The following is a 25,536-nucleotide window of genomic DNA, read 5'->3' on the forward strand; positions in this document are numbered from 1 at the left end:
CGCCTACGCTCCGACGCGATCGGCCTTCTCGGCCCCCAGACCGACGGCGAGCAGCAGCACCGCGCTGCCGAAGTGGAGCACATTGCCCGCGGCATTCACGGCCAGCAGATTGTTTGGGGTGCCGACCAGAAACAGCCCCGCGATGCCCAGCGCGAGGCAGACAGTGCCGACGACGATGTTCACCCTGCGGGCAGCGGGCACGCTCGACAGCCCGGCCAGGAGCAGCGCGGCCCCCAGGAGCACGTGCGTGAGCGTGTGCACGGTGTTCACGGCGAGGGTTCCGAGCAGCAATCCGCCGACGGTGTCGCCGGGCGCAGAGCCGAGCGTGACGGTCAGCCCGACAAATCCCAGAAGCGTGTACCCCGCGCCGACGATGACGCCGATCAGGCGGTTGGGCGAACGGGACATAGGTGACTCCTGAGCAAGACGGGGCGGCCGGCTCCTAGTCTGTCCTGTAAACCGTCGCGGACGTCGGACGTCGCCGGCCAACCTCCGAGCGAGCCCACGACCGAGCCCCCGTCCGGCCCACCCCGACCCCACCCCAAGCCGACCCCGAATTGGCACTAATTCGCTGGCCACGGCGGTGAGTCCCGGCCACACTGGTCAGATGCCCATCACCCCCGACACCAAAGACTGGACCTGGGTCATCGAGCGGCCCTGCGGCGAATGCGGCTACGACGCGTCTGCCCTCACGCCCGAGCAGGTGGCCGATCGTATCCGCGAGAACGCGGCGGCCTGGCCCGCGGTGCTCGCGCGCAGTGATGCGCGGGACCGCCCGCGCGACGACACCTGGTCGCCACTGGAGTACGCCGCCCATGTACGCGACGTGCTGCGACTGTACCGCGAGCGGTTGCACCTGATGATCGAGACGGATGATCCGCTCTACCCGAACTGGGACCAGGACGCGACGGCGCTCGCCGAACGATACAGCGAGCAGGATCCGGCGATGGTGGGGAGGGAGCTGGGGGATGCCGCGGCGGCACTCGCCGCGGACTTCGACACCGTTTCCGGCGACCAGTGGCAGCGCCCGGGCCGCCGCAGTGACGGTGTCAGCTTCACCGTCGCCACCTTCGCGCTGTACTTCATTCACGACCCCATTCATCACCTGTGGGACGTGCGCGGCTGACGCCGCGCCTCGTTTCCTGCCGTCGCGCAAAGCCGCCTGAATCGGGCGCTTCTCATCACCCGAATCGGTCGCGCATCGTCACCCGATTCGGGCGACGATGCGGCACAGGCGCCGCAGTAGCGTGCCAAACGAGGCCATCCCTTGGGCTCGAATGGAGGAATCACATGAACGCCACACGAGAAACCACGGGCACGTCGACCGGGGCACAGTCGGGGGCACGCAGCGTGCAGGAACCCACCTGGGGAGGTGGCGAAGCACCGTCCGCATGGACCGGATGGGTCGTATTTGCCGGCGTTGTGATGGTGATGATGGGCAGCTTCCATCTCATCCAGGGATTTGTCGCGTTGTTCCAGGACACGTACTACGTCGTGCGGGCTTCTGGTCTGGTCGTGCAGCTGGACTACACAACCTGGGGCTGGGTGCACATGGCGATCGGCGTGCTCATCGTGGTTGCGGGTATCGCCCTGTTGGCGGGCCAGCTGTGGGCGCGCATTTTCACCGTCATCTTGGCGTTCGGCAGTGCCATAGTGAATATCACCTTTATGGCGGCATACCCGCTCTGGTCGCTCGCCTTGCTCGCTCTCGACGTAGTGGTCATCTGGGCGGTCACGGTGCACGGCGACGAACTGAAATCCTGACCGCGCCCTGCAGTGGCACCGCACGCTGGCTCCACCACTGATCGTCACGATCGGCCTGATCGAGACGATCAGACGACTCGGGGAGACCGGACCGACCGCCGCGACCGCCGCGACCGGTGGGAGGCGGCGACCGCGGTGCCGCTCGTGGGGATTGGTCTCGCGTTTATCGTCGCCTACTCGGTGCTTGTACTGAACGAGTCGCCTGCCCGCTGGGTGCTCGTGACCGTGTGGGTGGTTCTCGTGACGGCGTGGGTGGCGTTTTTCACCGACTACGCGGTGCGGTGGTGGCTGTCCGGCCGAGGCGGACGGGCAGACTTCATGCGCAGGAACGTGCCCGATCTGCTGTCGGTGCTGGTGCCCGTGTTCCGGGCGATGCGGGTTGTTGCGCTGCTGCGCAATGTTCCGTACTTCCAGCGCAGAACCGGTAAGGCGGTGCGAGCGGCGGTGATCACCTACGCGGCCGCGTACTCGGTGATTTTTGTATATTTCATCGCCATCGTGACCCTTCACGTGGAGCGGAACGCTCCCGGCGCCACGATCACCGACTTCGGTCTCGCGATCTGGTGGGCCTGCGTGACACTCGCGACCGTCGGGTACGGCGACACCTATCCGATCACCACGCCCGGACGCATCTACGCGGTCATTCTCATGTTCGGCGGCGTCGCGATTGTGGGCACCGCGTCGGCGCTGGTCATTTCCTGGATCACCGAGCGGGTCGCCCAGGTGAACCGCCGCAATGGCGGCCAGTAGACCGTCGACGTCTTGTGTTTGTCTGGCCGCAGACATCGGTTACGCGGAAACCGCCTTCGTGGTCGAGCGTGGCGTCGAAGGCGATGACCGCCGATCCCGGGTGCGCTAATTCTCGTCGAGCCCGAGGTGGCGCCGCTCGACGCCGCCGTTTTGGAATACCTCCTCGGATTGCTCGGACTCGCGCCGTTCGATCTTGACGAGCGCTACCCGGTGCGGCTCTCCTACGCAGGAAACTGGCATCCGATTCTGGTGCTTCGCGACCGTACGGTGTTCGACGCGTTTCGCTTCGATCCCGTTGCCCTGCGTGCCCTGATGGACGCGAAGGGCTGGAAAGGCACCGTCAGCGTGCTGTTCGCCGTGTCGGCGCACGAGTATGAGGCTCGCAATCTTTTCCCTGTGGGCGCGATTACCGAGGATCCCGCGACCGGATCGGCCGCGGCATCCCTCGGTGGATATGTACGTGCCCTTGGTGTGGTGGATGCCCCGGCGCGGGTCATCGTGCACCAGGGTCGCCACGTCGGAAGGCCCAGCCTGCTCACCGGCGACATTCCGGAGGCTGGCGGCATCGTCGTGAGCGGCACCGCCGTTCCGATCGCCTGAGCGCCCTCGCGCTGCAGCGGATGCACAGCGAATGAGGTCACTCCTCGGCGGAAATCTAGGCCCTGCCGCTTCGTTTACGCGACGCGTAGTGTGGCGCCCACAGCCTCGATTATCGCGATCGAAGCAGACGAAGGGATGCACGATGACAGACACTTCTCTCGACACCTTGGGGCCTGTCGACTTCTTGATTGTGGAGTTCCCCGCCGGGGAATCCAGCTTCACCGGGGAGATTGCGGAAGAGCTGGTGCGGCTCGTTGACGCTGGGACAATTCGAGTGATCGACATGCTCATTCTCGCGAAGGACGCCGACGGAAGCATCGAGGCGCTGGAGCTGTCGGACACCGACGACCTGGGCCCGCTGCAGAGCCTTGAGGCCGAACTCGCCGAACTCCTCGCGGAGGAGGACGTCGAGAACCTCGCCGCTGCCATGGATCCGGGAAGCGTCGCGGGAGTGCTCGTCTACGAAAACTTGTGGGCCGCGCCGTTTGCATCGGCTGCCCGGCGCGCGGGCGGGCAGCTGATCGCGAGCGAGCGGATTCCAATGCAGGCCATTATCGCGTCGCTCGAGGCGGATGCCGCTTCTGACGTCGCGTCCGAGCAGAAAGGGAAGTGACGGAGATGCCATTGAGGCCAGCACGAGTTGGACGGGTCGGCGTTGTCCGCAGGCCTGTCGCAAAGGCCGCCGTCGTCGGAGCAGCCGTGACCCCCGGTCGTTCACCGGTAGCGCGCGCAGCCGTCGTCGGAGCCGCGGTCACGCCAGGGCGCCGACGCATCTAGCCGGGGAACGAAACGGAACCGGTTCACGAACGGGTCCCCGAGATTCTCGGGGGCCCCAAGATCCGAAGACCGAAAGTTTAGAAGATCAACGAGAAGCCGGCGATGGCCGAGCACATCAGCGCGGCAGCCGCGATCGCTTTGAGCAACACGACCTCACGCAGGTCGGTGTTCAGCGGAGACCACGTCTCCACGGCCCGCTGAGCCTGCGGGAGCGAATCGAACTCGCCCACGGTCTTGCCCTGCCGGTTGACCGCAACGAAGCGCTTGCCCAGATGTTCAATCATTCCCTGGTACTCGCCCTGCGCAGACGAGACCCAGAGATCGGGTTGTGGACTTCTCCACAGTGGCGTCGACACCGAGACATCCGACCAAGCGTCAAGCACTGCAGTCATCGCTCACTCCCATCGGCTGGCCGGTACTTGCTAATGACCAATGCTGACAGCAGGGGCGAGGTGAGATCGGGGGTTGCCGATGTGACCGAAGCGTGTTACAGCATTGAAGTTGTGAGGCGGATGCCGCGGGGCAAACCGTGAGGTCAGCGACGTTTCCGCAGCAGCGCCCGGATCTCGGACGCAGTCTCGGCGGCGCTCGGTCGCTGCGCCGGATCCTGTTCGGTCATGTGCGCAATGAGTCCCCGCCATTCGCGCGGGACCTCCCTAGGAATGAGCGGATCCTGGTTGAGGCGTCGCAGGGCCGACCGCACTGCCGCGCCGGGGAAGGCGACCACGTTGGTGAGGCACTCGAGCATGACGAGGCCGAGGGAGTAGATGTCCGTCGCGGGGGTGAGCGACTGGTTCTTCACCTGCTCCGGGCTGAGGTAGGCAGCGGTGCCCGTGACCTGCGCGTCCGCGGCGTGGATGTAGTCCGTGCCGATGGCGATACCGAAGTCGGTCAGGCGCGCGCGCGATCGCGCGGAGGCGGTTCCGTAATCCGTCAGCATCACGTTCGACGGAGTGATGTCGCGGTGGATCACGCCCTGGCTGTGTACATAGTCAAGCGCCTCCGCCACTTCGTACCCGATCTCTCCCACCTTGCGGAGAGGGAGGGAACCTTGCCTCAGGGTTTCCTGGATCGTGTGCCCGCGCACGAGCTCCATGACCAGAAAGGGGCGGGGGTCGGCGGGGGTCGAAAGGTCGATGCCGGCGTCGACGATGGACACAATTCCGTGGTGGCTGAGTCCGGCGAGAACGCGGAGCTCCTCGCGGTATTGCACGAGATCCGTCCCGGCGCGGAACACCTTGATGGCGACCGCGCGTTGGAGCGTTTCGTCAGTGCCCTCGTAGATGAGTGCGCTTCCGCCGCGGGCGAGCAGGGTCCGCGGACGGTACCTGTTGAGCAGCAGCGGTGCGTCCAGTGGCTGCAGGGCGTCGCTCATATCTAACCCCCGGGTAGTACGCGATCGATGGACCCTCGGATTCTCGGATCGCGGGAGCGTGGAAGCGTTTGCCGCGAGAAAATTTGACGTTCGCGAGCGCTGCAACGAGAAGTATAAGGCTACGCAGGGCGCCCCAAGGCGCGTTGACGAGTCGTTGCACAGCGCGAAACATTGTGTGTGGGACCAACCAAAGTGCGTCAGACAGGATCTAATCGTGAATTATCCGTACCCCAGCGACCCGGCTGCGCCGCGTTCGCTCGGCGATCTGTCTCGCCTGCACGCGAATCTGGCGGCCGACCTCGACGGCGCCGCCGAGCGAGGCGAGCTGGTCGCCTACTTCCAGCCGCAGATCGATCTGGCGACGGGTCGCGTCGTGGCCGCAGAAGCCCTGTGCCGATGGTGGCATCCCCGGTTGGGGATGGTCTCGCCTGGAGTGTTCATTGCCATCGCGGAGCAGTCCGATGTTATCCACGAGGTGGGCGCATTTATGCTCGAAGAGAGCTGCAGTTTTCTGGAAGAGACCAGTAAAAACGGGCATTCCCTTGAGGTTGCGATCAATGTATCCCCGGCGCAACTCACTTCGACGGGGGTGCTCGACTACCTTGCCCCGCGGATTGAGTCGGGCGCGCTCGACCCGCAGAAAATCACCCTTGAGGTGACCGAAACAATCGAGATAGTCGACCTGGGCCTCGCGGCCGCCCAGTTGAACGCGATGCGTGCGATCGGCCTCGGTGTATCGCTCGATGACTACGGAGCGGGCCACTCATCAGCCACCCAACTGGGTGCGCTCCCGGTCACCGAAGTCAAGATCGATCGTTCCCTTGTGCAGGGCGATTCTGAGGACAGTCGCACCCAGGTCGCGGAGGTAATCGACCTCGCACGCGAGCGTGGACTTCGTGTTGTGGCGGAGGGGGTTGAAAATTCTGAGCAAAACGAGTACGTGGTCGGCGCGGGATGCGAGCGCGCCCAGGGGTTCCTGCTCGGACGCCCGATGAACCTGTCGAAATTCGACCGTTACCTGACCGGGTGGCTCGCAGAGGCCTGAGCCGGCCGGGTTATCACATCAGGTCGTCCGCCGACATCAGGTCGGCGAATTACATCAGGTCGTCTGGGTCGATGTCGGAGTCTTTGTCCGCATCGTTGTGAGCTTCCGGTTCGCCTACGTCGAGTTGCGTCCAGACCACGGGCATCCCGGGGGAGAACAGGATGTCGACACCCGATCCGGACTTCAGGGGCGGGATGTTGACGTAGCCGCCCCCGGACTTCACCGCCGCGAGAACCTGGTCACGCAACTCCGTTACGGGGTGGGGAAGGAAGTAGTCCTTCCCGTCGACGGTCAGCCTATGCACGATCATTGTCTGTCCCCTACCTGCCAATGGTGCTGGCGCGAAAATGTCTCGGCTATCAGGCTACCTCGCCCTGGGCGGGCGTTCCGGCACGGTATGGTGCTACAGCACCGAGCCGGTCGGGAATAGGGGGCAGTACCGTGGGAATTCTCTATTACGACGGCCAGGAGTTCGACTTCGAGGACCGCACCCTCACCCATCTCCAGATCGTCATCAGCACGAAGCTGCGCCGCAAAGAGGATTTCTTCCTCAGCTGGAACCAGCCTGTGGAACGCGGCAGTGGCCGTCACGCGCTCTGGATTGACAACGGTGTGCCGATCCACTTCTTTTACGAGGGTTCGCGCCCGCCGACGGTTAACCGCGAGTGGATTGAGATGCTGGTTCTCGCCGCCGGCCGCGCGTCTGGCCTGCAGCTCACGGAAGTGGCCGAGCCCCGGTCTCTTCGCTAGAGCGCTCGTTACGTGAGCGCCTCAAGCAGGTGCACGGTGTCCCGTTCGGGCAGCGGCCGACCGAACAGGTAGCCCTGAACCCGGTCCACCCCTAGCTCCCGTACGACGCGCAGCTGCTCCTCGGTTTCCACACCCTCGGCAACAACGCGAAGCCCTCGATCGCGCGCCATCTCCACGACTTCGGTGATGAACGCATCCGAGCTGGTACCGCCCTGTACGCGTGACCTGTCGATCTTCACTTCGGTGGCGGGTAGTGCCATGAGCTGGGACATCGACGAAAAGCCCGTGCCGTAATCATCCACCGAGATCCCCAGCCCGATGGAGCGCATGCGATTCAGCCGGTCGCAGACTTCGGCAATCGCAATCACCGGCAGAGACTCGGTGATCTCGATGACGAGCGCAGCGGCGGGCAACTCGTGCTGCCGAAGCCTGACCGCGACATGGTCGAGCATTGCCGGGGTTCTCAGCTGTGCCGCAGAGACGTTGACGGCCACCTGGACGCCGAACCCGCGATCGTCCCACTCCGCAGCACACCTGCAGCCCTCGTCGATCATAAAACTGCCGATGTCGGCGATGAGACCGTACTGCTCCGCGAGCGGGATGAACACGCCGGGCAGGATGAGGCCGAGGGTGGGGTGGCGCCAGCGCGCAAGGGCTTCGACCGCAACGACTCGACGGGTGATGGCGTCGACCTGGGGCTGAAAGTACGCGATGATTTCACCGCGCGCGACCGCCTGAGAAAGATCCGGTACTAGGTCCACGGTTGTTTCTCCGGATCGGTCGGACGTCATCGTCGAGCTGATCGGGGTCCGGGAAAAGCGCGATGACGTTACAACAGAGTAATCAGATTTCCTGCGCCTATATAATTTGGCGAGGGACAGATTTGGAGAACAGATGCCCATTTCGCCCATTCACGCTGGCATATCTCTCCACCGCAACAACGTGCAGGTGAGCGGAAACCCGCTCGGCCAGCCCGTGTTGTTTGCCCACGGATTCGGCGGAAGCCAGGAGTCCTGGCAGCTTGTTACGCCCGCGTTTCTCGACGATTGCCTGGTGGTCGTGTTTGATCACGTGGGCTCCGGCGGCTCCGACGTGAGTGCATACGACCGCGGCAAGTATGACTCGCTGCACGGATATGCCGACGACATCCTGGAGATCATCACCGAGCTCGGTCTTCGCGACGTCGTCTACGTCGGGCACTGCGTGAGCGGAATCATGGGCATTCTGGCCGCAAATCGATCACCCGAATTGTTCAGCAAGCTGGTCCTGGTTGGCCCGTCGCCGAGGTATGTCGCCGACGAGGACTACGTGGGCGGCTTCACGCAGGACGCCATAGACGACATGCTGGATTCACTGGATTCCAACTATTTGGGTTGGTCCTCCGTCATGGCGCCGACGATTATGGGCAACTCCGACCGGCCACAGCTGGGCGAGGATCTCACCGCAAGTTTCAGCACCGTGGATCCCGCGATCGCCGCCCACTTCGCGCGAGTGACCTTCCTCTCTGACAACCGCCGCGATCTGGCCGACGTCGTGGTGCCAACTCTCGTGCTCCAGTCGACCGATGACGTGATCGCGCCGCTCGCCGTTGGCCAGTACGTCACCGAGCAGATCGCGGGCAGCACGTTCGTCGTCATGACCTCTCGGGGCCACGTTCCCAACCTGTCTGATCCTGACGAAGTCGCAGGTCACATTCGATCGTTCCTTGATTGATGGATGTCCCGCTGGCATCGAGCGATGACCTGTACGATCACGCCCCGTGCGGCCTGCTCCTGACGACGCCTGACGACCTCGTGCTCACGGTCAATGCGACGTTTCTGGAGTGGACCGGCTACGCCGAATCCGATGTGGTGGGTCGCGACTTTCACCAGCTGTTAGACCCGGGGAGCCAGGTTTTCTACGCGACCCGATATCAGGCGGAACTCTGGGCGCGGGAGGAGATTCGCGAGGTTGCGTTCACCCTGATCAAGGCCGATGGCTCCGCGATGCCGGTGCTGTTGAACTCGGTGCTTGAGCAGGCAGACGTGGGCGAAAACTCGTTTGTGCGCCTTGCGGTGTTCGATTCGACCGGCCGCAAGGACTACGAGCGCGAGATGCTTCTAGCCAAGCGGCAGGCCGAGGTATCCGAGACAAGCGTTCGTCTCCTCCAGGAGGCATCCACGCGGTTCCTTGCGGCGACCACGGAGACCGACGTCGCCGTCGCTCTTGCCGAAGCCGCCTGCGAGGCGTTCTCGGCGGCCGATGCCGCTGTCGTCCTGTACGACGCCGCCGGCGATGCCGTGTTCCTGGCGGGCGCCCATCTCAGCGAGCCGCTGCGAGAACTCAATGACGCCCGATCGCCCCAGCTACCCTCGCTGGAAGACGGCATGATCATCATCTCGAGTCTCGATGAGGTGTACGCCGATTCCTCGCGCGCAGGCGACATCCTCCGTTCCATCCGCACGGAGGCATTGACTGCGATCAGGATCGTGGACGGCGACACCGTAGTCGGCGTTTTGGTGACCACGTTCGGGCGGCCGCGGGAATTCGACGAATACGCGATCTCGCTGCACCACGCGTTCGTCAGGCAGGCGGCACTCGTGCTCTCGCGTGTGCGGCTGCAACTGGCGCTGCGTGAAATGGCGATGCACGACCAACTGACCGGGCTCGCCAACCGCAACCTCATCGATGAGCGTCTCACCCACTCAATGGCGGTCTCGGCGCGGAGCGAACTGCCCATCGCGCTGATCTTTGTCGATCTCGACGGTTTCAAGCTGATCAATGACGAACTCGGGCACCGGGCAGGGGACATGGTGCTGCAGACCGTCGCAGAGCGCATGCGCAGTACCGTGCGAGAGGTCGACATCGTCGGGCGGTTCGGCGGCGACGAGTTTGTGGTGATCTGCGAGGGCGCGGACGAAACGATGGCGCTCAGCATCGCCGAACGCATCCTCGCCGAGGTCCGGCTGCCGATGCCGGGGTTGGCGGAGGGATTCAGCATCACCGCATCCGTCGGCGTCGCGGTGCACGTGACACGCGAGACGGCCGCAACAACAACCGACTACCTCATCCGTCGCGCAGATGCAGCGATGTACGAGTCGAAGCGCGGCGGTTCCGACCGCGCTACGATCGCACGTCTGTAGCTCGCGCCCTGGTGACTAGGGGCGCACGGCGGGGATACGAACCCGCAGGGCGCTCGGCTCGATCCACGCCTTGAAGGCCGCCGCTTTGCCGAATCCGTCGCCGTCGAGCTCGATCTCCTCGGGCCGTGAGAAGCGGGCGGTGAACTTCGTTCCGGTTTCGTAGTGCAGATCGCCGTCGTTCTGGTGCTCGCCCGCGAGTGCTCTGCCCGCCTTGGTGCGGCGAACGATGCCGTTGGTCCAGGCGACCTTCACCCACACCCGGATCCACCCGAGCACGCCTCCGGGTCGGGTCATCATGACGTCGAACAACCCGTCATCCAACACCGCTTCGGGCATCAACAGAATGTTCGCGGGAAGCGAGCCGCAATTGCCGAGGATGAGGGTGTGCACGGTCGCGCGCTTGGCGGTACCGTCGTCGAGCCGGAAGCGGAGCTGAAGCTCGTCGGGGTCGCGCAACGAGGCGACGATTGCCTTCACGTAGGCGGCCCAGCCGGCCTTCTTTTTCAGGTCTTCGTCGGTGTTAGAGATCATCTTCGCATCGAGGCCCAAACCGGCCATCACAACAAACGCGTGCTCGTCGCGAGACTTGTCTTCGCGCTCGATGCGGATCATTCCCAGATCAATGGCCTTGTCTTCGCCCGTGAAGGCGGCCCGCACACTCCCGGGCATGTCGTTCAGAGTCATCTTCAGGTTGCGCGCGAGAAGATTGCCGGTGCCGGAGGGCAAGAGCGCGACGGCTACGTCGTGTCCACGAACGCCCTCGACAACCGCACGCACGGTGCCGTCACCCCCGGCAACAATGACGAGGTCGACGCCCTGCTTGAGCGCTTCGGCGGTCACGCCCTGTCCCACGTCTTCCACGGACGTCTCAAACCAGAGGCTCTCTCCCCAGCCTGCGGCGGAAGCTTCCGAGTTCACGGCTTCGCGCAGGGCATCAAGGTCGACCTTGATGGGGTTGTAGATGACGGCAGCGGTGCGGAGCTTGGTGTCGGTCATTTTGTCAGTGTAAGGTGCGCTCTCCGGGAGATGCCCGTCAAAACCCCCTTGAGCCGTGAGGTGAGTCATGTTTCTCCTTTTCGGAGCGCGCACTGCCGAGGCGCTCATTAATGTTGTGACGTTCGTGTGTGGCTACTGCGGCGTCAGAGCCGAGCAGCAGGTAGTGAAACGTGCGACAAAATTCACCCTGTTCTTCGTGCCGCTGTTCACCGTGTCTTCGTCGTACAGCAATACCTGCACGCACTGCGGCGGTACGACGAACCTGACCAAAAACCAGGCCAAGCACTCGCTTGAGTGGACGCAGGCGAACAAGGCTGCCCAGCCGTAACGGCGATACAACAGCGGTGGTGCCGGGCGCATCATTCGCGCCCGGCACCACCGGGTGATTTTGGGTTCAGGCTAGGAGTTCTGGTCCTGGACCGTTTCTTTGGCGTGCTTGGCAGAGTCTTTGACCTCGTCAGCCGCAGCGGAGGCGTCTGACTTCACTGCATCAACGGCATCCGTGGCGGTGTCTTTCACCGATGCGGCGGCCTGCTGCGCGGGCTCCTTGAGGTTGCCGGCAATGTCCTTCGCCGCATCCGTCACCTGGGTGACGAGGGGCTCGGCAGCATCCTTGACCGAGGCTGCGAGCTGCTTCTCCTTGTCGCTCGCCGGGATCAGCGAAGACACGAGAAGTCCAACACCGAAGGCGATGAGCCCAACCGCTACGGGACTGCCCTTCGCCTTGGTGACAGCGGTTCCGGGGGAGCTGGCGACGTTGCTCACGCCGTCCGCAGCCGCGGAAGCCGCGTCGCGCACATGATCGCGGGTGTCGGAGGCGGCACCCATAACCTGGTCCTTCACGGAGCCGAGGGCGTCCTTCACCTTGTCGGTCTGGCGGTGCACGATCTTGGACGGCGTCACCTTGTCGGCGAGAGCATCAACGTTTGAGCCCAAGTCGCCACGGGTGCGCTCGATGTCGGCGCGGATCTGGTCGGCGTCACTGGTCATCGGTTTTCCTCATTCTTTCTCAACGTTTCCGGGATTTTCTTCAATGAGTCGACGGTCTGGGGCGCACCCTCGACGGTCTTGAGCGACTTGCGGCCGCTGCGGTAAAGGATCAGGCCGATGATCGCCCAAATTGCGGCGACGATCACGGCAGACCATCCGTTGTCGATCAGGTGGCCGAGGCCCCACCACAGGGCGATGGACAGAAACAGCACTGCCATCATCCCGGCGTAGGCCGCGCCGCCGACGAGTCCGGCTCCCTTGCCCGCCTTCGCGGCAGACTCCTTGAGCTCGGCCTTTGCGAGTTCGACTTCCTGCCGCATCAGCGTCGAGATGTCACGAGTGACCTCTCCCAGGAGGTCGCCGAGCGAGGTGGATGCCGCTTTCGCCTCTGCTGGCGTGGTGGGATCACTCACGAGCGGGGGTTCCGGTAGTACGGATCGCCATCGACCGGGGAGGCCTCAACGTCGTCGACGTCGCGACCCAGCGGAGCGGCAAACAGCTCGTCGGCCGCCGGCGGTGTCACCACGGGAGGAACGGTGGGTGCCGACACCACGCCGGTAGTCGCGGTGGGAAACGCGGATGCCGGCGTGGTCGTCGTGGTCGGAGCTGACGCGGCAGCGTGCTCGGCGGCGGCCTTCTCGTCCGCTGCCTCGCTGGTGAGCGAACGCGTCAGGCGCCCCGCCAGGATGCCGGCGACAGCGGCAAGGCCGATGAAGGTGCCCGGGCGAGTGCGCGCGAAGGTCTTGACCTCGTCGAGCAGCGATCCGGGATCGCGATCGTCGAGCCACGTCGCAACTCCGCCGGCGCGGGTCGCTACCTGCTTCACGAGGTCAGCGGCAACTCCACCGCCCTCGGACTTCTCCGCCATGGTTCCGAGCTCGTCGCTGAGCGAGCGCAGTCCGCCGGCAACCCGCTTCTGCTGGGTACCGGCCTGCTCGCGCAATTCGGTCTGGGTCTGCTTGAAAAGATCTTTGGCCTGGGTCGTGACCTCGCCTGCAACGCTTGCTGCCTGCTCCTTGGCCGTGCCGAGGACGTTTTCGCCGGCAGTCGCGGCGTCGCTGGCGACGTGAGACGCCTGCTCTTTCGCTGTGTCCGTGGTGCCCGATGACGCTGGGGTGCCAAACGGCGCGTCGGACGCCGGTGTCGGGGGGTAAATGTTCGACATTCTGTGCCCTTTCGTGATGTTCGCCGCTGGATTCAGCGGAGATGGCTGCACTGTGCGGTTATCAGCATTCACCACGGGAGGACGCAAACTTGGGGGGCGACAATCTCAGGAAAGCGCGGTACCGTACCGGCGTTGTGCCGACGCACTGAGGGAACTCCGTGCTCCCGCTCAGGTCGCCGTGCGTACACTTCATTGCCCAAACGGCTCATCGTCTGAACGGCTCATAGCCTGAACGGCCCATTGCCCGAAACGGCGTTCGCTGCCAAACGACTGGAGACCCCGTGGATCTTGGACCGTACTCTTCCTACCGGCTGCCGCCGACGATTCGGGCTGCATTCGGCGTCGAGACCGCACAGGAGCTCGCGGACCAGCTTGGTTTGACGGGCACGCTCACTGCACAGGTTGCGCGTGAAGCCGAGCGCGCATACAACGGGTACAGAGCTGGTGACCCATCCGCCGTGAGCGCATTCCTCAAGGCCCATACGGGGATGGACGACCAAGCGGTCGCCACAACACTGAGCAAGTTACCGTAGGCCTGGCGCGTTGCCCGGGCCTGCATCACGCTCTTCGCGCGGCGACCAATCGCGTGGTCCGGGCTCGCGCCAGAAATGCTCCAAACGTGCCGAGCGTGACCGAAGACCAGGTCGGTACTACCCGGTTTCCCTGCTACTCGGAGTCGCGGAGGTCTATGTCTTCCCCGGCGAGCTCGTTGTCGAGCAGCTCGGGCTCCGCCTCCAGGGGCTCTGATCCGGCGGGCCCGGCGTAATTGCCGTTGTCCACGACCGTCTCGCCCGCCACCGCGTCGTTGGTCACGGTCTGCTTGCTGGCAGCAGGATCCGTCAGGGGGTCACCGGCGTTCTCGGGCGTAGTTGCACTGGTGTCAGTCATATTTCCAGCCTGCCACACGCGAAACGCGAGCGGTCGATCGGCCAACTCTCGCGCAGGAGACTTACAGAGTCACTCGATTCGCGGGCAACCTCGAGTGAGCTTGCTGAACATACGCACGGCGTTCGCTCCGCGGCTTCGTCGTGCGACTAGGTTCGAACAATGGCTGCACACCGTAAAACCTTGGTAATTTTCGGCGCAGGTGGAGACCTGAGTACCCGCTTGCTTCTTCCCGGGCTCGGTCAGCTTCTCGCGGCTGACCGGGACATCGAGCTCGAGCTGATCGGTGCGAGCAACGCGACGATCTCCACGGAGGCGTGGCAGGACATGCTCCGCACGGCCTTCGCAAAGGGTGGCGCGGATCCAGCGACGACTGAACCCGTGGTCGCACGAAGCCGCTACCTAGTCGCCGATGCCACGAGCGCAGACGATCTGCGCCAGATCCTCGGCGAATGCGCGACCCCGCCCGCCCTGTACTTCGCGCTTCCGCCGGCCGTGACCGAGGCGAGCTGCCGCGCGCTTGACACCATCGAGCTCCCCGAGGGCACCTCCCTCGCCCTGGAGAAGCCATTTGGCACCGACCTGGCAAGCGCGGTTGCGCTCAACCGGCTCGTCTCGCGCCTTGTGCCTGAGTCGAGGGTTCACCGCGTCGACCACTTCCTCGGCAAGTCCACTGTGTTGAACCTGCTTGGCCTTCGCTTCGCGAACCGCATCTTCGAGCAAAACTGGAACGCAGAAAACGTCGAGAAGATTGAGATCAGCTACGACGAAAAGCTCGGCCTGGAGAGTCGCGCCGGGTACTACGACAAGGCGGGCGCGCTTGTCGACATGATCCAAAGCCACCTGCTGCTGGTGCTCGCCCTCACCACCATGGAACCGCCGTCGACCCTCGACTCCGACGATCTACGCGGATCGATGGCACAGGCGCTCCGCGCGACTCACCTATGGACCGGAGACCCGCACCTCGTCGCTCGCCGTGCGCGCTACACCGCCGGAACAATCGACGGTCGCGACCTACCCGCCTACGCGGACGAAGCGGGCGTCAACCCGAAGCTCAACACCGAGACCCTCGCCGAGATCACCCTCACGGTAGACAACTGGCGGTGGGCCGGGGTTCCTATTGTTTTGCGCTCGGGAAAGGCCCTCGATGACACCCGCAAGGACATCGTGGTCACCTTTAAACCCGTGCCCCATCTGCCCACGGGGCTCACCGGCGCCACGGCACCCACGCGGCTGCACATCGCGCTCGACCCGAACGGGATGAAGCTCGACATCAACGTCAACGGCGAGGGCGATCCTTTCACCCTCGAGACGGTTTCACTCGAGACCGACCTCAGTGCCGGACAGCTTGACGCCTACGGCGAGGTCCTTGCGGGCATCCTCACGAGTGACCCGTCGATTTCAGTGCGAGGGGACGTCGCCGAGGAATGTTGGCGGATCATCACCCCGATACTCGAGGCGTGGAAAAACGGTGACGTGCCGCTCGACGAGTACCCGGCAGGCAGCGCGGGCCCGTCGCACTGGCGCTGAGGCGCAACGTCGATTGCGCGCGACCGTCACATCGCTCGACGGGGAATTTGTGCCTCCCGCTGAAACGTCGTGAGGACACGACAAAACGGCGAGAGCAAGACCGAATGATGTCAAATCGCCCGCATGTCCCTAAGGTGAGACAAGATCCGCACACGCGGACTGACGCACCATTCCGATGCAACCCGGGGAACACACATGACTGACTCAAATCAACTAGGTCGTCCGACAGCAGCGTTTGTCGGCGCGTCGTGGTTCATCTTGGTACTAGGCACCGCCGTGTACATGATCGGGTTGTCGAACGCGGACATGGAGCTCAACGAGCAGGGCTATTACCTGACGGTGTTCCTCTTTGGCCTGTTCGCCGCCGTTTCTCTGCAGAAAGCTGTCCGGGATCGAGCTGAGAACATCCCCGTCACCGGGCTTTATATCGGCATCGCCTGGTTCTCGCTGCTGGCATCGCTGACTCTGCTGGCGGTCGGGCTCTGGAATGCCGGCATGCTCCTGTCGGAGAAAGGCTTTTACGGCGTCAGTTTCGCAATGTCGCTGTTCGCGGTGATCGCGGTTCAGAAAAACGTGCGGGATTTGGCTGCCTGGAATGCAGCGCATCCGGGGTATCAGCAGAGAGACAGCAGCAAAGTCTCTGGCGACTAAGCCCCGAGAGGAACCGCATTCGGTCGATGGAAGAACCCCGATGTTCCGGCGCTCAATGAGAGCGAGCGACGGGAATCGAACCCGCACTACCTGCTTGGGAAGCAGGAGTTCTGCCATTGAACTACGCTCGCGTGGCTGCCTGAGGCAACGAACCCATGTTACCCGGCTCCGGTAGTCTCGACGCCATGCTTCTCAGTGATCGGGACATCAAGTCCGAACTTGCTTCCGGCCGCATCGGACTCGACCCGCTCGACCTTGCGATGGTCCAGCCGTCCAGTGTCGACGTGCGTCTCGACCAATTCTTCCGGCTGTTCGACAACCACAAATACCCCTTCATCGACCCGGCGGAGGACCAGCCCGATCTCACCCGCCTGGTCGAGGCGAAACCGGGGGAGCCGTTCATCCTTCACCCGGGCGAGTTTGTGCTCGGGTCCACCTATGAGCGGGTCACCCTGCCCGATGACATCGCAGCCCGACTCGAGGGCAAGAGCTCGCTCGGACGCCTCGGACTGCTCACGCACTCCACCGCGGGCTTTGTTGATCCCGGGTTCTCCGGGCACGTGACGCTCGAGCTGAGCAACGTCGCGACGCTGCCGATCAAGCTGTGGCCCGGCATGAAGATCGGACAGCTCTGCTTTATGCGCCTGACCTCGCCGACCGAGCAGCCTTACGGATCGAGCGCCTACTCCTCGCGCTACCAGGGGCAGCGCGGACCGACGGCCTCCCGCTCGCACCTGAACTTTCACCGCACCGAAATTGCCCGCGTCGACCTCGACGCCGCGCCTGTCGAGTAATCCGGGCCTGCCAGGCCGGTCGAGTACGTCGGGCCAGCCGCCCCGGCCGAGTAAACGCGGCTAGTCGGGCCAGCGGCTGAGCTGCCAGCCGAGCCAGGGACTAAACGCATAGGGGGCGGATGCTGCGGCCGCCCGCAACTGCTCCGGCTCGACCCACGCGAACTCTGCTACTTCGCTGGGGTTTGGCTCAGGGACATCCACCGTAATTGCGCGGTAAACGGGGCAGATCTCGTTCTCGACAATGCCGCTGGCGTCGATGGCGCGGTAGCGGAAATCCGGGATGACAAGCTGAAGATCCGTCACGGTGATGCCCAATTCGAGCTGGGCGCGACGGGCAATCGCCGCCTCCTGGGTCTCGCCGGGGGCGGGGTGGCCGCAGAACGAGTTGGTCCACACTCCGGGCCAGGTCAGCTTCGACAGTGCACGCCTGGTGACCAGCAGCTGTCCGTCCGGGTTGTAGACGTGGCAGGAAAATGCCAGATGAAGCGCGGTGTCCTCGGTGTGGACGGCAATCTTGTCGGCGACGCCGATCGCGGAGCCGGCGTCGTCAACCAGGACGACTTGCTCAGGTAAATGTGTCATGGGTCGCGGTAGTCTGCCTAGGTGAATGGTTCTGGCCTTCGAACGGTCGCCCAGCAGAGGCAAGCCCAGGTCGATGGCGTTCTGAATCGATTCTTTAGCCTAGCCAAGAACCGGGCGGCGGCGTTCGGCCCCGAGTATGTGCAGCTGTGGGAATCGCTCGAAGAGAACACCAACGGCGGCAAACGGTTTCGCCCGCGCATGGTGTTCGCGGCCTACGAGGCGCTCGGGGGAACAGATCTCGAGGCGGCGGCCTACGTCGGCGGCGCGTTTGAGCTTCTGCACACGGCCCTGATCGTGCACGATGACGTCATCGATCACGATTTCGTGCGCCGTGGCATCCCGAACATTTCCGGCGCCTTTCGCAACCGGGCACTGGACGCCGGCGCGAGTAACGAGGTGGCCGAGCACAACGGAGTTTCGGCGGCCGTCATCGCCGGAGACCTCGCCCTGTTCAACGCCTACCGCCTCATCGACCGCAGCGGGGTGGGAGATGCCGTGCGCGGACGCCTTCTTGAGGTGATGGATGACGCGTTGTTCGCCAGTGCGGCCGGCGAGCTGATCGACGTCGAGTTTTCTATCGCTGCCGACATGCCGCGCGTCGACGACATCCTCACGATGGAGCGCCTCAAAACCGCGGTCTACTCCTTCGAGTGCCCGCTGCGCGCGGGCGCGATCCTGGCCGGCGCCTCGGAGGACGTCGTGACCACCCTCGGCGACTTCGGCCGCGAGATCGGCATCGCATACCAAATCGTGGACGACCTGCTCGGCGTGTTCGGCGAGGCGGCGGAGACCGGCAAGACCACCATCGGCGACCTGCGCGAGGGTAAGAGAACCGTGCTCGTCGCCTACGCCACCAGCACGGCAGAATGGCCCACGATTGCGCCCCTGATCGGCAAATCCGATCTCACCGAAGATGAGGCCGCCGCCGTGCGCGAACTGTTTATTTCGAGTGGAGCGCGGTCGTTCGCGCAGGGACTCGCCCGCTACTACGCCAACCGGGCGCTGGCGAGGCTGGCAGAACCGCACATCCCTCCGGCTCTCCGTGCAGAGCTGCATCCGGTCGCCGACGCCGTTCTTGGACGGGTCAAGTGACCCGTCTCGCGCTCTACGACCGGGTGGCAGAAGAGACCGCCAGCATCGTCATCCGCCGCTACTCCACCTCCTTCGGTCTCGCCGCACGCCTGCTCGAAACGGGTGTGCGCCAGCATGTCGAGAACATCTACGCGCTGGTGCGGGTGGCAGACGAAATCGTCGACGGACCCGCGATGGAAGCCGGACTCGACGCCGTTGGGGCCTCTCGCGCACTGAACGAGCTCGAACGCGAGACCGAATTGGCGATGGAGAGCGGCTTCAGCGCCAACCTCGTGGTGCACGCCTTCGCACTCACCGCCCGCGAGACCGGGTTTGGCAGCGAGCTGACCACACCGTTTTTCGAGTCGATGCGCACCGACCTGAGCGCGACCGTGCACGACCAGGAGAGCTTCGACCGCTACGTCTACGGCTCGGCCGAGGTCGTGGGGCTGATGTGCCTGCGTACTTTCTTGCATGGTCGGGATGTCTCGGCGCCCGATCGGGAACGCTTCGAGGTCGGCGCCCGCAGCCTCGGCGCCGCGTTCCAGAAGGTCAACTTTCTGCGCGACCTCGCCGCCGACTTCGAGGCGCTCGGACGCAGCTACTTCCCCGGGATCCGCGTGGAATCCTTCAGCGAGGCTGACAAGATCCGGTTGCTCGACGACATCGACGCCGACCTGAGGGTGTCGGCGGCCGTGATCCCCGACCTGCCCGCGGGCAGCCGCCGGGCAGTCGCCCTCGCGCAGGGATTGTTCGCGGAGCTCGCGGCGCGGCTGCGCGCCACACCCTCCGACAAACTCGTGGCGGCGCGCATCCGCGTTCCCAATCCCGTCAAACTACGCATAGCGGCCGCCGCCGCCATCGGAAGGACACCCCGAGCATGAGTACCGCGCCCGCACGCATCCCAACAGAGAGTCCTGCTGGATCCCGTCACGTTGTGGTGATCGGTGGAGGCATCAGCGGACTCGCCTCCGCCGCGCTGCTGGCCCGCGACGGCTACCGGGTCACCGTGCTCGAAGCCAACGACGAGCTCGGCGGCAGGGCAGGAAGCTGGGAGCGCGACGGCTTCCGCTTCGACACCGGCCCGTCCTGGTACCTGATGCCCGAGGTGTTCGACCACTTCTACAAGCTGCTGGGAACCAGCTCGGATGAGCAGCTGTCGCTGGTAACCCTCGATCCCGGTTACCGGGTGTATTTCGAGGGCGAGGAGCAGCCGCTCGACATCGCTGCGTCCCGCGAGGGCAACATCGCACTGTTCGAGAGTGTCGAAAAGGGCGCAGGCGCCAAGCTCGATGCGTATCTCGACTCGGCGGAAGACACCTATGACATCGCGAAGAAGCGATTCCTCTACACAACGTTCGAGGACTTCCGGCCGCTGGTCACCCGCGACGTGCTCGCGCGCGGCGCAAAGCTGGGTCGCCTGCTGCTGGAGCCCCTGGCAACTCTGGCCGCGCGCACGGTGTCGGACGACCGGCTGCAGAAAGTGCTCGGCTACCCCGCGGTCTTCCTCGGCTCCTCGCCGTACATCACCCCGAGCCTGTACCACCTGATGAGCCACCTCGACCTGAGCGACGGTGTGCTGTACCCGATGGGCGGCTTCACCCGCGTTATCTCGTCGATCGCCGATCTCGCTCGTGCCGAGGGAGTGGAGATCCGCACGGGCGCCGCCGTGCGCCGCATCCTCGTGGAGAACGGCGCGACCGTGGGTGTCGAGTACACCGACGGAGCGGGCACGCTGCAGCGCGTTGAATCCGACCTGGTGGTCTCCGCCGCCGACCTGCACCACACCGAAACGGCCATGCTCGAGCCCGCGCACCAGACCTACCCCGAACGCTTCTGGGAGAAGAGCACCGCCGGGCCCGGCGGCCTGCTGTTGTACCTGGGTGTCACCGGCGAGGTGCCCGAACTCGAGCACCACACGCTGATGTTCACCAGGGAATGGCAGCGCGGCTTCGAGGCGATCTTCGGCAAAAACACCAGTGTGCCCACGCCCGCTTCGCTGTACGTGTGCAAGCCGAGCGTTGTGGACCCCGCCACCGCTCCGGAGGGGTCAACCAACCTTTTCGTGTTGGTGCCGATCCCGTCAGATCCGACCATCGGCCGCGGTGACGTTGACGGCGACGGCGACGCGCGCATCGAGGCGCTCGCCGACCACGTCATCACCCAGATCGCGACCTGGGCGAACATTCCCGACCTGGCCGAACGCATCACGGTGCGACGCACGGTCGGTCCCCGTAACTTCGTCGAGGAACTCAACTCCTGGAAGGGCACGCTGCTGGGCCCCGCACACACCCTGAAGCAGAGTGCATTCTTCCGCGCCGGCAACGTCAGCAAGAAGGTCCGCGGCCTGTACTACGCCGGCGGATCCAGCATCCCCGGCATTGGCCTGCCGATGTGCCTGATCAGCGCCGAGATTCTCGTCAAACGGCTTCGCGGGGACACCAGCACCGGCCCGCTCGCCGAGCCGCTGCGCGCCACTGCGTCCCGTGTCTCGCCGAAGGCTGCCGCGTCAAGCGCTGCTGTTGCACAGGCTGCGCCGGCCAAGGCTTCAGCGCCGGCCAAGGCCTCTGCGCCAGCCAAGGCCTCTGCGCCGGCCGAGGCTTCAGGGTCGACGCGCAAACCGGCGCCCGCGGCGGACTGACCATGGGCCTGATCTACCTCGGCGCCCTCGCGATCTCCCTCACCGGCATGGTCGTGCTCGACCGGCGCTTCACCCTGTTCTTCTGGCAGGATGCCCGCCGCGCGAGTATCGTTCTGGCTGCCGGCGTCGTGTTCTTCCTCGTCTGGGACCTCTTCGGCATCGGCCTGGGCATCTTCTTCCGCGGCGAAACGTCCTTTATGACGGGCCTCCAGCTCGCGCCGGAGCTGCCCGTTGAGGAACTCTTTTTCCTCATCCTGCTCTGTTACCAAACGATGAACGTGTTCGCCGCCGCCGTGCGTGTGGTGGATGCCGCGGGCCGACGTCGCGCTGCCCGAAACAACCCGACCACAGCACCGTCCCCGGTACGAAGCGACCTCCGATGACCTACTGGGCGCTCAACGCGATTTTCCTCGGGGTGGTGGTTGTCATCGCTCTGGCGGCCGTGTTCTCCAGGCGCGCACCGTCGTGGCTGGCGGTGGCCCTGACGGCCGGGGTACTCCTCGTGATGACCGCGATCTTCGACAACATCATGATCAGCATCGGTTTGGTCGGGTACGACTCGTCCCTGATCAGTGGGGCATTTGTGGGCATCGCTCCGCTCGAGGACTTTGCTTACGCGGTTGCCGCCGTGATCCTCCTTCCATCGCTCTGGACACTGTTGGGGTCTCGCCGTGAACACGCTTAAAGCGCTCTTCGTCTCTTCCCGCCCGCTGAGCTGGGTGAATACGGCCTTTCCGTTTGCCGCCGCCTACCTGACGACGACACGCGAAATTGACCTGGTCTGGGTGCTCGGCACCATCTACTTCCTCATCCCGTACAACCTTGCGATGTATGGCATCAACGACGTCTTCGACTACGAGTCCGACCTGCGTAACCCGCGCAAGGGCGGCGTCGAAGGTGCCCTGCTCGACCGGTCGATGCACCGCACAACGCTCTGGGCCGCGGCGATCACTAATATTCCGTTCCTGGTATATCTCGTCTGGGTCGGCTCGCCGCTGTCCTGGCTGGTGCTTGCCGCGAGCGTGTTCGCCGTCATTGCCTACTCCGCGCCGGGCCTCCGCTTCAAGGAACGGCCGTTCGTCGACTCGCTCACCTCGAGCACCCACTTTGTATCTCCGGCGGTCTACGGATTGGTTCTCGCGGGCGCCACCTTCACCCCGGAACTCTGGCTGGTACTCGGCGCTTTCTTCCTGTGGGGAATCGCGTCCCACGCCTTCGGTGCTGTGCAGGACATCGTTGCTGACCGCGAGGGCGGCATCAGCTCGGTTGCAACGGTTATCGGCGGTGCCGCGACCGTGCGGCTGTCCGTGATCGCGTATCTGCTGGCTGGAGCATTGCTGCTCTTCGCCGGGTTTCCCGCTGCGATCGCGTCGGTGCTCGTTGTTCCCTACGCGCTGATGTGCGCCCCATTTTGGTCCGTGACGGATGCCGCCGCCGAGACAGCCAACCGTGGCTGGCGACGTTTCCTCTGGCTCAACTTCGTTTCGGGCTTTGTCGTCACGATGTTGCTCATCGCCTACTGGTGGATTACCGCAGCCTGACCCCGTTTCGGTCACCCCACCCGGTCGAGATTCGACCAACAGGCCGCCGTTCGGCCGCCTTCGTCCCAACTGTCTGCAGACGGGTAATAGAACCACCCACTCGGTGCCTGCACTTCGCCGCGGAGCCGTGCCGCAGCATCGCAGGTCGCGTTTGCCGCGGCGACGAGTGCCTCCTCGCCGGGGTACGGCGCCTCTTCCGGGTAGCCGAGTGGGTGCATGCCGTCGAAGAGCCAGCGCGCGGATTCGGTGCAGGCGGTGGGCTGGCTGCCTTGCGTCTGTTGCGGGCCGACGTCCGCCGACGATCCGGGCGCCCAGCGACAGTACTGGAAGTCGTCTGGTGAGGTGAACGAAGCCAGGACAAGGTCGTGAATGCTCGCCGGAAGCGCGGCCAATTCAAGCTCGCCGGTGCCGGAATCGGGCGCGTATTGTGCGACGTCGCACCGGACCCATCGCGCCCCGGCGTCCCGTTCGGCATCCGTGGGGAGAAACGAGAACCACTGCACGAGCACCTGACGTTCGGTCAGCCGCGGGAAGAGATCGTCGAAGCGCGAGCCGCAGATGTCACGTATCGCATCGTCGATGCGCACCTGGAGGGCGCTGTCTGCGGCGTCCGAGGTGCTCGCCCGCATCTCGTCGAGCAATTCCGCGGGCAAATCCTCCGCCGCGTAGGTATAGGTGGTGTGCTCCTCGCTGCACGGAACGTACTCACCCCCACGCCAGGTGCGCCACGCCCCCACCTCGTCAGCCGTTGCGACCCAGCAGCGGCCGAACACCTTCGGCGAGAGCGACGGCAGGTAGGCAGACCCGGCCGCTGACGGGTCGGCGCTGTTCTCGTCGGCCGCCGACGCACCTACGGACGCCGCACCAACGGTCCACTGAGATTGCGCGCACCCGGTGAGAAATAGCGCAGCGGCGAAGATCGCCGTGAGGCACACCGCGTTGCAGAGCCATACCGACAGGGGCCGCGCGGCGTTGCGAGGATCATGAGGATGGAGTTCCATCCCCTGATCGTTGCGCGGACAGCAACGTCCAAACCGGGTGAGGCAGAATTTGTGGAAAACTCTGCGTACTCCCGCAAGGAGTGCGGCGGCCGCCGGGGTGCCGACGAGTGGTGCGGCGGCAGCTACACGTTGTTCCAGCCGACCCGTCGTTTAGCTACACAGCGTTTCAGTCACACGTCGTTCCAGCCGAGGTTGCGCGCGACCTGCTCGAGGGTGGTGATAGTCGTGGCGTACTCCGCGTCGCTCACACCCTCGGTGGCAATCTCCCGATTCGCCGCGACCACTTCAGCCAGCCGAGTGTACGCGGTGGAGCCGCGTTCGGTGATCTCATACCGGCCCTCGGCCGAGGGCCCATCGGCTGCAGTCACCCACCCGCTCTCAATGAGTTCGCCGAGGTGCTCGGTCGACGATTCGCCTTCAACCGTCGACAGAAACGGCGCGACCGCGGCATCCAACTCGTCAACCGTTGCACTCCCGCGAGAGAGTACGGTCAACAGCTGCCACTGCCGTCGGGTAACGCCGTGTTCTTCCAGCGTGGACGCGAAACGCTCATCGATCATGCGGTCGACGAGCTTGAGCCAGAATCCGATCGGACGTTGATCAGTCATAGCTTCAGATTAGACATTTTCGGGCGAAAAATGAAGGAACTTCGTGCCAATAAAGTGTGGTGGATGTCGCGTCCGCGAGACTCGGGCACCGACATCCACCACGTTTGCTAGAAGTCGAAACCGAGCTCCTTGGGGTACTCGCCGAGAGCGGTGAGCTGCGCGGCGGCCGCGCTGAGGTGCGCGAGCGTGAGGCCGAGGGTTTGGGGCCCAAAGCTCACGCGCGAGACGCCGAGTTCGGCCAGCTTCGCGAGCGGGACCCCGTCCGGCTTTCCGATCACGGAAATTTTGCCGTGCACCTCGGACAGGGCCTTGGTGACCAGCTCTTCCGTGCCGAGGCCGAGGAAGAAGATGACGTCTGCTCCCGCGTCGAGGTAGGCGTTGGCACGTGCGACGGCGTCGTCCCACTCACCACCGCCGGCGAGGGTATCGACGCGGGCGTTAATGACGAGGGGGACGCCGGTCTTGTCGGCAGCGGCGCGGGCGGCGGCAACGCGGGCAGCGGCCTCCTCGATCGGGAACGTTGGGGCCTTGGGCGCTCCGACGCTGTCTTCGATGTTGATTCCGGCAGCGCCAGCCTCGATCAGGCGGGTCACGTTGGCCTCAACGCCAGCCGCGTCCTTTGCGTAACCCTTTTCGAAATCGACGGAGACGGGGAGGTCGGTGGCATCGATGATGACCTTGGCTGCGGCGATCGCCTGGTCAACGGAGAGGCCTTCACCGTCTTCGACGCCGTGGGCGAAAGACACGGAGTGGCTCGCGGAGGCAAGCGCCTTCACTCCGGGGACGTCGGAGACGATGCGGGCGGTCACGGCGTCCCATACGTTGCTGACGATGAGGGGAGTGCCGGGAACGTGCAGCGACAGAAGCAGTTCGGCCTTTTCGGCGGTAGTAGTCATCT

General features: G+C 64.6%; 34 protein-coding genes and 1 tRNA gene. 20 read left to right on the top strand and 15 right to left on the bottom strand.

Features of this window, described 5'->3' with window-relative positions; all coding sequences use genetic code 11:
* Nucleotides 1-3: 3 nt before the first annotated feature.
* Nucleotides 4-408, bottom strand: coding sequence for a DUF4383 domain-containing protein (locus tag B0I08_RS10715; RefSeq protein WP_106212655.1), 405 nt, complete (start codon nucleotides 406-408; stop codon nucleotides 4-6).
* A gap of 199 nt (nucleotides 409-607) precedes the next feature.
* Here B0I08_RS10715 and B0I08_RS10720 point away from each other — a divergent pair, with 199 nt between their 5' ends.
* From B0I08_RS10720 to B0I08_RS10740, 5 genes are all read left to right on the top strand, one after another.
* Nucleotides 608-1,126 (top strand): DinB family protein, encoded by a 519-nt coding sequence (locus tag B0I08_RS10720; protein WP_106212657.1) that lies wholly within the window; start codon nucleotides 608-610, stop codon nucleotides 1,124-1,126.
* 164 nt (nucleotides 1,127-1,290) lie between these two features.
* Entirely contained in the window at nucleotides 1,291-1,764 is a 474-nt protein-coding gene (locus B0I08_RS10725) for a DUF7144 family membrane protein (protein ID WP_219905646.1), read from the top strand.
* 12 nt (nucleotides 1,765-1,776) lie between these two features.
* Complete coding sequence (locus B0I08_RS10730) at nucleotides 1,777-2,514, top strand: potassium channel family protein (RefSeq protein WP_106212659.1); 738 nt, start codon at nucleotides 1,777-1,779, stop codon at nucleotides 2,512-2,514.
* Between the two features lie 126 nt (nucleotides 2,515-2,640).
* Nucleotides 2,641-3,114: a PhzF family phenazine biosynthesis protein gene (locus B0I08_RS10735; RefSeq protein ID WP_245884754.1), complete on the top strand. Its 474-nt coding sequence runs from the start codon at nucleotides 2,641-2,643 to the stop codon at nucleotides 3,112-3,114.
* Nucleotides 3,115-3,256: 142 nt separating this feature from the next.
* Nucleotides 3,257-3,727, top strand: a complete 471-nt coding sequence (locus tag B0I08_RS10740; protein ID WP_106212661.1) for a DUF6325 family protein — start codon at nucleotides 3,257-3,259, stop codon at nucleotides 3,725-3,727.
* A gap of 241 nt (nucleotides 3,728-3,968) precedes the next feature.
* On the opposite strand, the gene B0I08_RS10745 is transcribed toward B0I08_RS10740, so the two are convergent.
* Nucleotides 3,969-4,283, bottom strand: coding sequence for a hypothetical protein (locus B0I08_RS10745; protein ID WP_146134389.1), 315 nt, complete (start codon nucleotides 4,281-4,283; stop codon nucleotides 3,969-3,971).
* 143 nt (nucleotides 4,284-4,426) lie between these two features.
* Nucleotides 4,427-5,266: a serine/threonine-protein kinase gene (locus B0I08_RS10750; RefSeq protein ID WP_106212665.1), complete on the bottom strand. Its 840-nt coding sequence runs from the start codon at nucleotides 5,264-5,266 to the stop codon at nucleotides 4,427-4,429.
* Between the two features lie 214 nt (nucleotides 5,267-5,480).
* Here B0I08_RS10750 and B0I08_RS10755 point away from each other — a divergent pair, with 214 nt between their 5' ends.
* Nucleotides 5,481-6,311 carry an EAL domain-containing protein gene (locus tag B0I08_RS10755; protein WP_181243387.1) on the top strand — a complete coding sequence of 277 codons (831 nt, stop codon included), beginning with the start codon at nucleotides 5,481-5,483 and terminating at the stop codon, nucleotides 6,309-6,311.
* Nucleotides 6,312-6,360: 49 nt separating this feature from the next.
* On the opposite strand, the gene B0I08_RS10760 is transcribed toward B0I08_RS10755, so the two are convergent.
* Nucleotides 6,361-6,621: a hypothetical protein gene (locus tag B0I08_RS10760; RefSeq protein ID WP_106212667.1), complete on the bottom strand. Its 261-nt coding sequence runs from the start codon at nucleotides 6,619-6,621 to the stop codon at nucleotides 6,361-6,363.
* Between the two features lie 131 nt (nucleotides 6,622-6,752).
* On the opposite strand from B0I08_RS10760, the gene B0I08_RS10765 reads away from it, so the two are divergent.
* Nucleotides 6,753-7,061 (top strand): DUF7882 family protein, encoded by a 309-nt coding sequence (locus tag B0I08_RS10765; RefSeq protein ID WP_106212669.1) that lies wholly within the window; start codon nucleotides 6,753-6,755, stop codon nucleotides 7,059-7,061.
* Nucleotides 7,062-7,069: 8 nt separating this feature from the next.
* On the opposite strand, the gene B0I08_RS10770 is transcribed toward B0I08_RS10765, so the two are convergent.
* On the bottom strand, nucleotides 7,070-7,822 hold the full coding sequence (locus tag B0I08_RS10770; protein WP_181243388.1) for an EAL domain-containing protein: 753 nt from the start codon (nucleotides 7,820-7,822) through the stop codon (nucleotides 7,070-7,072).
* Between the two features lie 133 nt (nucleotides 7,823-7,955).
* Here B0I08_RS10770 and B0I08_RS10775 point away from each other — a divergent pair, with 133 nt between their 5' ends.
* The gene (locus tag B0I08_RS10775) at nucleotides 7,956-8,774 is read left to right on the top strand and encodes an alpha/beta fold hydrolase (protein ID WP_106212673.1); all 819 of its coding nucleotides are present in this window, start codon (nucleotides 7,956-7,958) and stop codon (nucleotides 8,772-8,774) included.
* Complete coding sequence (locus tag B0I08_RS10780; RefSeq protein ID WP_106212675.1) at nucleotides 8,774-10,183, top strand: sensor domain-containing protein; 1,410 nt, start codon at nucleotides 8,774-8,776, stop codon at nucleotides 10,181-10,183. The genes B0I08_RS10775 and B0I08_RS10780 overlap by 1 nt, the downstream gene beginning before the upstream one ends.
* Nucleotides 10,184-10,198: 15 nt before the next feature.
* Here B0I08_RS10780 and B0I08_RS10785 read toward each other — a convergent pair whose 3' ends face one another.
* Complete coding sequence (locus tag B0I08_RS10785) at nucleotides 10,199-11,179, bottom strand: diacylglycerol/lipid kinase family protein (RefSeq protein ID WP_106212677.1); 981 nt, start codon at nucleotides 11,177-11,179, stop codon at nucleotides 10,199-10,201.
* 67 nt (nucleotides 11,180-11,246) lie between these two features.
* Between B0I08_RS10785 and B0I08_RS10790 the strand changes: the two genes are divergently transcribed.
* Nucleotides 11,247-11,507, top strand: a complete 261-nt coding sequence (locus tag B0I08_RS10790) for a zinc-ribbon domain-containing protein (RefSeq protein ID WP_106212679.1) — start codon at nucleotides 11,247-11,249, stop codon at nucleotides 11,505-11,507.
* A 71-nt stretch (nucleotides 11,508-11,578) separates the two neighbouring features.
* Here the strand turns inward: B0I08_RS10790 and B0I08_RS10795 are convergent, their stop codons facing one another.
* From B0I08_RS10795 to B0I08_RS17795, 3 genes are read right to left on the bottom strand one after another with little or no spacing between them, the layout of a single operon-like run.
* The gene (locus B0I08_RS10795) at nucleotides 11,579-12,169 is read right to left on the bottom strand and encodes a DUF3618 domain-containing protein (protein WP_106212681.1); all 591 of its coding nucleotides are present in this window, start codon (nucleotides 12,167-12,169) and stop codon (nucleotides 11,579-11,581) included.
* Nucleotides 12,166-12,582 carry a phage holin family protein gene (locus B0I08_RS10800; RefSeq protein ID WP_106212683.1) on the bottom strand — a complete coding sequence of 139 codons (417 nt, stop codon included), beginning with the start codon at nucleotides 12,580-12,582 and terminating at the stop codon, nucleotides 12,166-12,168. The genes B0I08_RS10795 and B0I08_RS10800 overlap by 4 nt, the downstream gene beginning before the upstream one ends.
* Entirely contained in the window at nucleotides 12,579-13,334 is a 756-nt protein-coding gene (locus B0I08_RS17795; RefSeq protein ID WP_106212685.1) for a hypothetical protein, read from the bottom strand. Before B0I08_RS17795 ends, B0I08_RS10800 begins: the two co-directional genes overlap by 4 nt.
* Nucleotides 13,335-13,615: 281 nt before the next feature.
* Between B0I08_RS17795 and B0I08_RS10810 the strand changes: the two genes are divergently transcribed.
* On the top strand, nucleotides 13,616-13,867 hold the full coding sequence (locus B0I08_RS10810) for a hypothetical protein (protein ID WP_106212687.1): 252 nt from the start codon (nucleotides 13,616-13,618) through the stop codon (nucleotides 13,865-13,867).
* A 133-nt stretch (nucleotides 13,868-14,000) separates the two neighbouring features.
* On the opposite strand, the gene B0I08_RS10815 is transcribed toward B0I08_RS10810, so the two are convergent.
* Nucleotides 14,001-14,222: a hypothetical protein gene (locus B0I08_RS10815; RefSeq protein WP_106212689.1), complete on the bottom strand. Its 222-nt coding sequence runs from the start codon at nucleotides 14,220-14,222 to the stop codon at nucleotides 14,001-14,003.
* Between the two features lie 159 nt (nucleotides 14,223-14,381).
* Here B0I08_RS10815 and B0I08_RS10820 point away from each other — a divergent pair, with 159 nt between their 5' ends.
* Together B0I08_RS10820 and yiaA are read left to right on the top strand one after the other, a co-directional pair.
* Nucleotides 14,382-15,749 (top strand): glucose-6-phosphate dehydrogenase, encoded by a 1,368-nt coding sequence (locus B0I08_RS10820; RefSeq protein ID WP_106212691.1) that lies wholly within the window; start codon nucleotides 14,382-14,384, stop codon nucleotides 15,747-15,749.
* A 195-nt stretch (nucleotides 15,750-15,944) separates the two neighbouring features.
* On the top strand, nucleotides 15,945-16,400 hold the full coding sequence (gene yiaA / locus B0I08_RS10825; protein ID WP_106212693.1) for an inner membrane protein YiaA: 456 nt from the start codon (nucleotides 15,945-15,947) through the stop codon (nucleotides 16,398-16,400).
* Between the two features lie 60 nt (nucleotides 16,401-16,460).
* Here yiaA and B0I08_RS10830 read toward each other — a convergent pair.
* A tRNA-Gly gene (locus tag B0I08_RS10830) sits at nucleotides 16,461-16,531 on the bottom strand.
* Nucleotides 16,532-16,585: 54 nt separating this feature from the next.
* Here B0I08_RS10830 and dcd point away from each other — a divergent pair.
* Nucleotides 16,586-17,194 carry a dCTP deaminase gene (gene dcd / locus B0I08_RS10835; protein WP_106212695.1) on the top strand — a complete coding sequence of 203 codons (609 nt, stop codon included), beginning with the start codon at nucleotides 16,586-16,588 and terminating at the stop codon, nucleotides 17,192-17,194.
* Between the two features lie 60 nt (nucleotides 17,195-17,254).
* Here the strand turns inward: dcd and idi are convergent, their stop codons facing one another.
* Nucleotides 17,255-17,776, bottom strand: coding sequence for an isopentenyl-diphosphate Delta-isomerase (idi, locus tag B0I08_RS10840; protein WP_106212697.1), 522 nt, complete (start codon nucleotides 17,774-17,776; stop codon nucleotides 17,255-17,257).
* A 21-nt stretch (nucleotides 17,777-17,797) separates the two neighbouring features.
* Between idi and B0I08_RS10845 the strand changes: the two genes are divergently transcribed.
* Genes B0I08_RS10845 through B0I08_RS10865 form a run of 6 tightly spaced genes read left to right on the top strand, consistent with a single transcriptional unit; the run spans nucleotide 17,798 to nucleotide 23,029 of the window.
* Complete coding sequence (locus tag B0I08_RS10845; RefSeq protein WP_106212699.1) at nucleotides 17,798-18,868, top strand: polyprenyl synthetase family protein; 1,071 nt, start codon at nucleotides 17,798-17,800, stop codon at nucleotides 18,866-18,868.
* Complete coding sequence (locus B0I08_RS17800; protein WP_181243389.1) at nucleotides 18,865-19,731, top strand: phytoene/squalene synthase family protein; 867 nt, start codon at nucleotides 18,865-18,867, stop codon at nucleotides 19,729-19,731. The genes B0I08_RS10845 and B0I08_RS17800 overlap by 4 nt, the downstream gene beginning before the upstream one ends.
* Nucleotides 19,728-21,488 carry a phytoene desaturase family protein gene (crtI, locus tag B0I08_RS10850; protein WP_181243390.1) on the top strand — a complete coding sequence of 587 codons (1,761 nt, stop codon included), beginning with the start codon at nucleotides 19,728-19,730 and terminating at the stop codon, nucleotides 21,486-21,488. The genes B0I08_RS17800 and crtI overlap by 4 nt, the downstream gene beginning before the upstream one ends.
* Nucleotides 21,489-21,490: 2 nt before the next feature.
* Nucleotides 21,491-21,871 (top strand): lycopene cyclase domain-containing protein, encoded by a 381-nt coding sequence (locus tag B0I08_RS10855; RefSeq protein ID WP_106212701.1) that lies wholly within the window; start codon nucleotides 21,491-21,493, stop codon nucleotides 21,869-21,871.
* A complete protein-coding gene (locus B0I08_RS10860) occupies nucleotides 21,868-22,173 on the top strand; it encodes a lycopene cyclase domain-containing protein (protein WP_106212703.1) in 306 nt (101 codons plus the stop codon). Before B0I08_RS10855 ends, B0I08_RS10860 begins: the two co-directional genes overlap by 4 nt.
* Complete coding sequence (locus B0I08_RS10865) at nucleotides 22,160-23,029, top strand: prenyltransferase (RefSeq protein WP_219905647.1); 870 nt, start codon at nucleotides 22,160-22,162, stop codon at nucleotides 23,027-23,029. The genes B0I08_RS10860 and B0I08_RS10865 overlap by 14 nt, the downstream gene beginning before the upstream one ends.
* Before the next feature lie 11 nt (nucleotides 23,030-23,040).
* Here the strand turns inward: B0I08_RS10865 and B0I08_RS10870 are convergent, their stop codons facing one another.
* From B0I08_RS10870 to B0I08_RS10880, 3 genes are all read right to left on the bottom strand, one after another.
* Nucleotides 23,041-24,030, bottom strand: a complete 990-nt coding sequence (locus tag B0I08_RS10870) for a septum formation family protein (protein WP_106212705.1) — start codon at nucleotides 24,028-24,030, stop codon at nucleotides 23,041-23,043.
* Nucleotides 24,031-24,200: 170 nt separating this feature from the next.
* Nucleotides 24,201-24,638, bottom strand: a complete 438-nt coding sequence (locus B0I08_RS10875) for a MarR family winged helix-turn-helix transcriptional regulator (protein WP_106212707.1) — start codon at nucleotides 24,636-24,638, stop codon at nucleotides 24,201-24,203.
* A 107-nt stretch (nucleotides 24,639-24,745) separates the two neighbouring features.
* Nucleotides 24,746-25,534, bottom strand: coding sequence for an isocitrate lyase/PEP mutase family protein (locus B0I08_RS10880; protein WP_106212709.1), 789 nt, complete (start codon nucleotides 25,532-25,534; stop codon nucleotides 24,746-24,748).
* Between the last annotated feature and the right edge of the window lie 2 nt (nucleotides 25,535-25,536).

Source organism: Glaciihabitans tibetensis (genome assembly GCF_003003265.1).
Lineage (GTDB): Bacteria > Actinomycetota > Actinomycetes > Actinomycetales > Microbacteriaceae > Glaciihabitans > Glaciihabitans tibetensis.

What these genes read in the sequence shown, in the direction of transcription:
- B0I08_RS10715 (WP_106212655.1), bottom strand. Translation starts at nt 408, where the DNA reads ATGTCCCGTTCGCCCAACCGCCTGATCGGCGTCATCGTCGGCGCGGGG.
- B0I08_RS10720 (WP_106212657.1), top strand. Translation starts at nt 608, where the DNA reads ATGCCCATCACCCCCGACACCAAAGACTGGACCTGGGTCATCGAGCGG.
- B0I08_RS10725 (WP_219905646.1), top strand. Translation starts at nt 1,291, where the DNA reads ATGAACGCCACACGAGAAACCACGGGCACGTCGACCGGGGCACAGTCG.
- B0I08_RS10740 (WP_106212661.1), top strand. Translation starts at nt 3,257, where the DNA reads ATGACAGACACTTCTCTCGACACCTTGGGGCCTGTCGACTTCTTGATT.
- B0I08_RS10745 (WP_146134389.1), bottom strand. Translation starts at nt 4,283, where the DNA reads ATGACTGCAGTGCTTGACGCTTGGTCGGATGTCTCGGTGTCGACGCCA.
- B0I08_RS10750 (WP_106212665.1), bottom strand. Translation starts at nt 5,266, where the DNA reads ATGAGCGACGCCCTGCAGCCACTGGACGCACCGCTGCTGCTCAACAGG.
- B0I08_RS10760 (WP_106212667.1), bottom strand. Translation starts at nt 6,621, where the DNA reads ATGATCGTGCATAGGCTGACCGTCGACGGGAAGGACTACTTCCTTCCC.
- B0I08_RS10775 (WP_106212673.1), top strand. Translation starts at nt 7,956, where the DNA reads ATGCCCATTTCGCCCATTCACGCTGGCATATCTCTCCACCGCAACAAC.
- B0I08_RS10780 (WP_106212675.1), top strand. Translation starts at nt 8,774, where the DNA reads ATGGATGTCCCGCTGGCATCGAGCGATGACCTGTACGATCACGCCCCG.
- B0I08_RS10785 (WP_106212677.1), bottom strand. Translation starts at nt 11,179, where the DNA reads ATGACCGACACCAAGCTCCGCACCGCTGCCGTCATCTACAACCCCATC.
- B0I08_RS10790 (WP_106212679.1), top strand. Translation starts at nt 11,247, where the DNA reads ATGTTTCTCCTTTTCGGAGCGCGCACTGCCGAGGCGCTCATTAATGTT.
- B0I08_RS10795 (WP_106212681.1), bottom strand. Translation starts at nt 12,169, where the DNA reads ATGACCAGTGACGCCGACCAGATCCGCGCCGACATCGAGCGCACCCGT.
- B0I08_RS17795 (WP_106212685.1), bottom strand. Translation starts at nt 13,334, where the DNA reads ATGTCGAACATTTACCCCCCGACACCGGCGTCCGACGCGCCGTTTGGC.
- B0I08_RS10815 (WP_106212689.1), bottom strand. Translation starts at nt 14,222, where the DNA reads ATGACTGACACCAGTGCAACTACGCCCGAGAACGCCGGTGACCCCCTG.
- B0I08_RS10820 (WP_106212691.1), top strand. Translation starts at nt 14,382, where the DNA reads ATGGCTGCACACCGTAAAACCTTGGTAATTTTCGGCGCAGGTGGAGAC.
- yiaA (WP_106212693.1), top strand. Translation starts at nt 15,945, where the DNA reads ATGACTGACTCAAATCAACTAGGTCGTCCGACAGCAGCGTTTGTCGGC.
- dcd (WP_106212695.1), top strand. Translation starts at nt 16,586, where the DNA reads ATGCTTCTCAGTGATCGGGACATCAAGTCCGAACTTGCTTCCGGCCGC.
- idi (WP_106212697.1), bottom strand. Translation starts at nt 17,776, where the DNA reads ATGACACATTTACCTGAGCAAGTCGTCCTGGTTGACGACGCCGGCTCC.
- crtI (WP_181243390.1), top strand. Translation starts at nt 19,728, where the DNA reads ATGAGTACCGCGCCCGCACGCATCCCAACAGAGAGTCCTGCTGGATCC.
- B0I08_RS10855 (WP_106212701.1), top strand. Translation starts at nt 21,491, where the DNA reads ATGGGCCTGATCTACCTCGGCGCCCTCGCGATCTCCCTCACCGGCATG.
- B0I08_RS10860 (WP_106212703.1), top strand. Translation starts at nt 21,868, where the DNA reads ATGACCTACTGGGCGCTCAACGCGATTTTCCTCGGGGTGGTGGTTGTC.
- B0I08_RS10870 (WP_106212705.1), bottom strand. Translation starts at nt 24,030, where the DNA reads ATGGAACTCCATCCTCATGATCCTCGCAACGCCGCGCGGCCCCTGTCG.
- B0I08_RS10875 (WP_106212707.1), bottom strand. Translation starts at nt 24,638, where the DNA reads ATGACTGATCAACGTCCGATCGGATTCTGGCTCAAGCTCGTCGACCGC.
- B0I08_RS10880 (WP_106212709.1), bottom strand. Translation starts at nt 25,534, where the DNA reads ATGACTACTACCGCCGAAAAGGCCGAACTGCTTCTGTCGCTGCACGTT.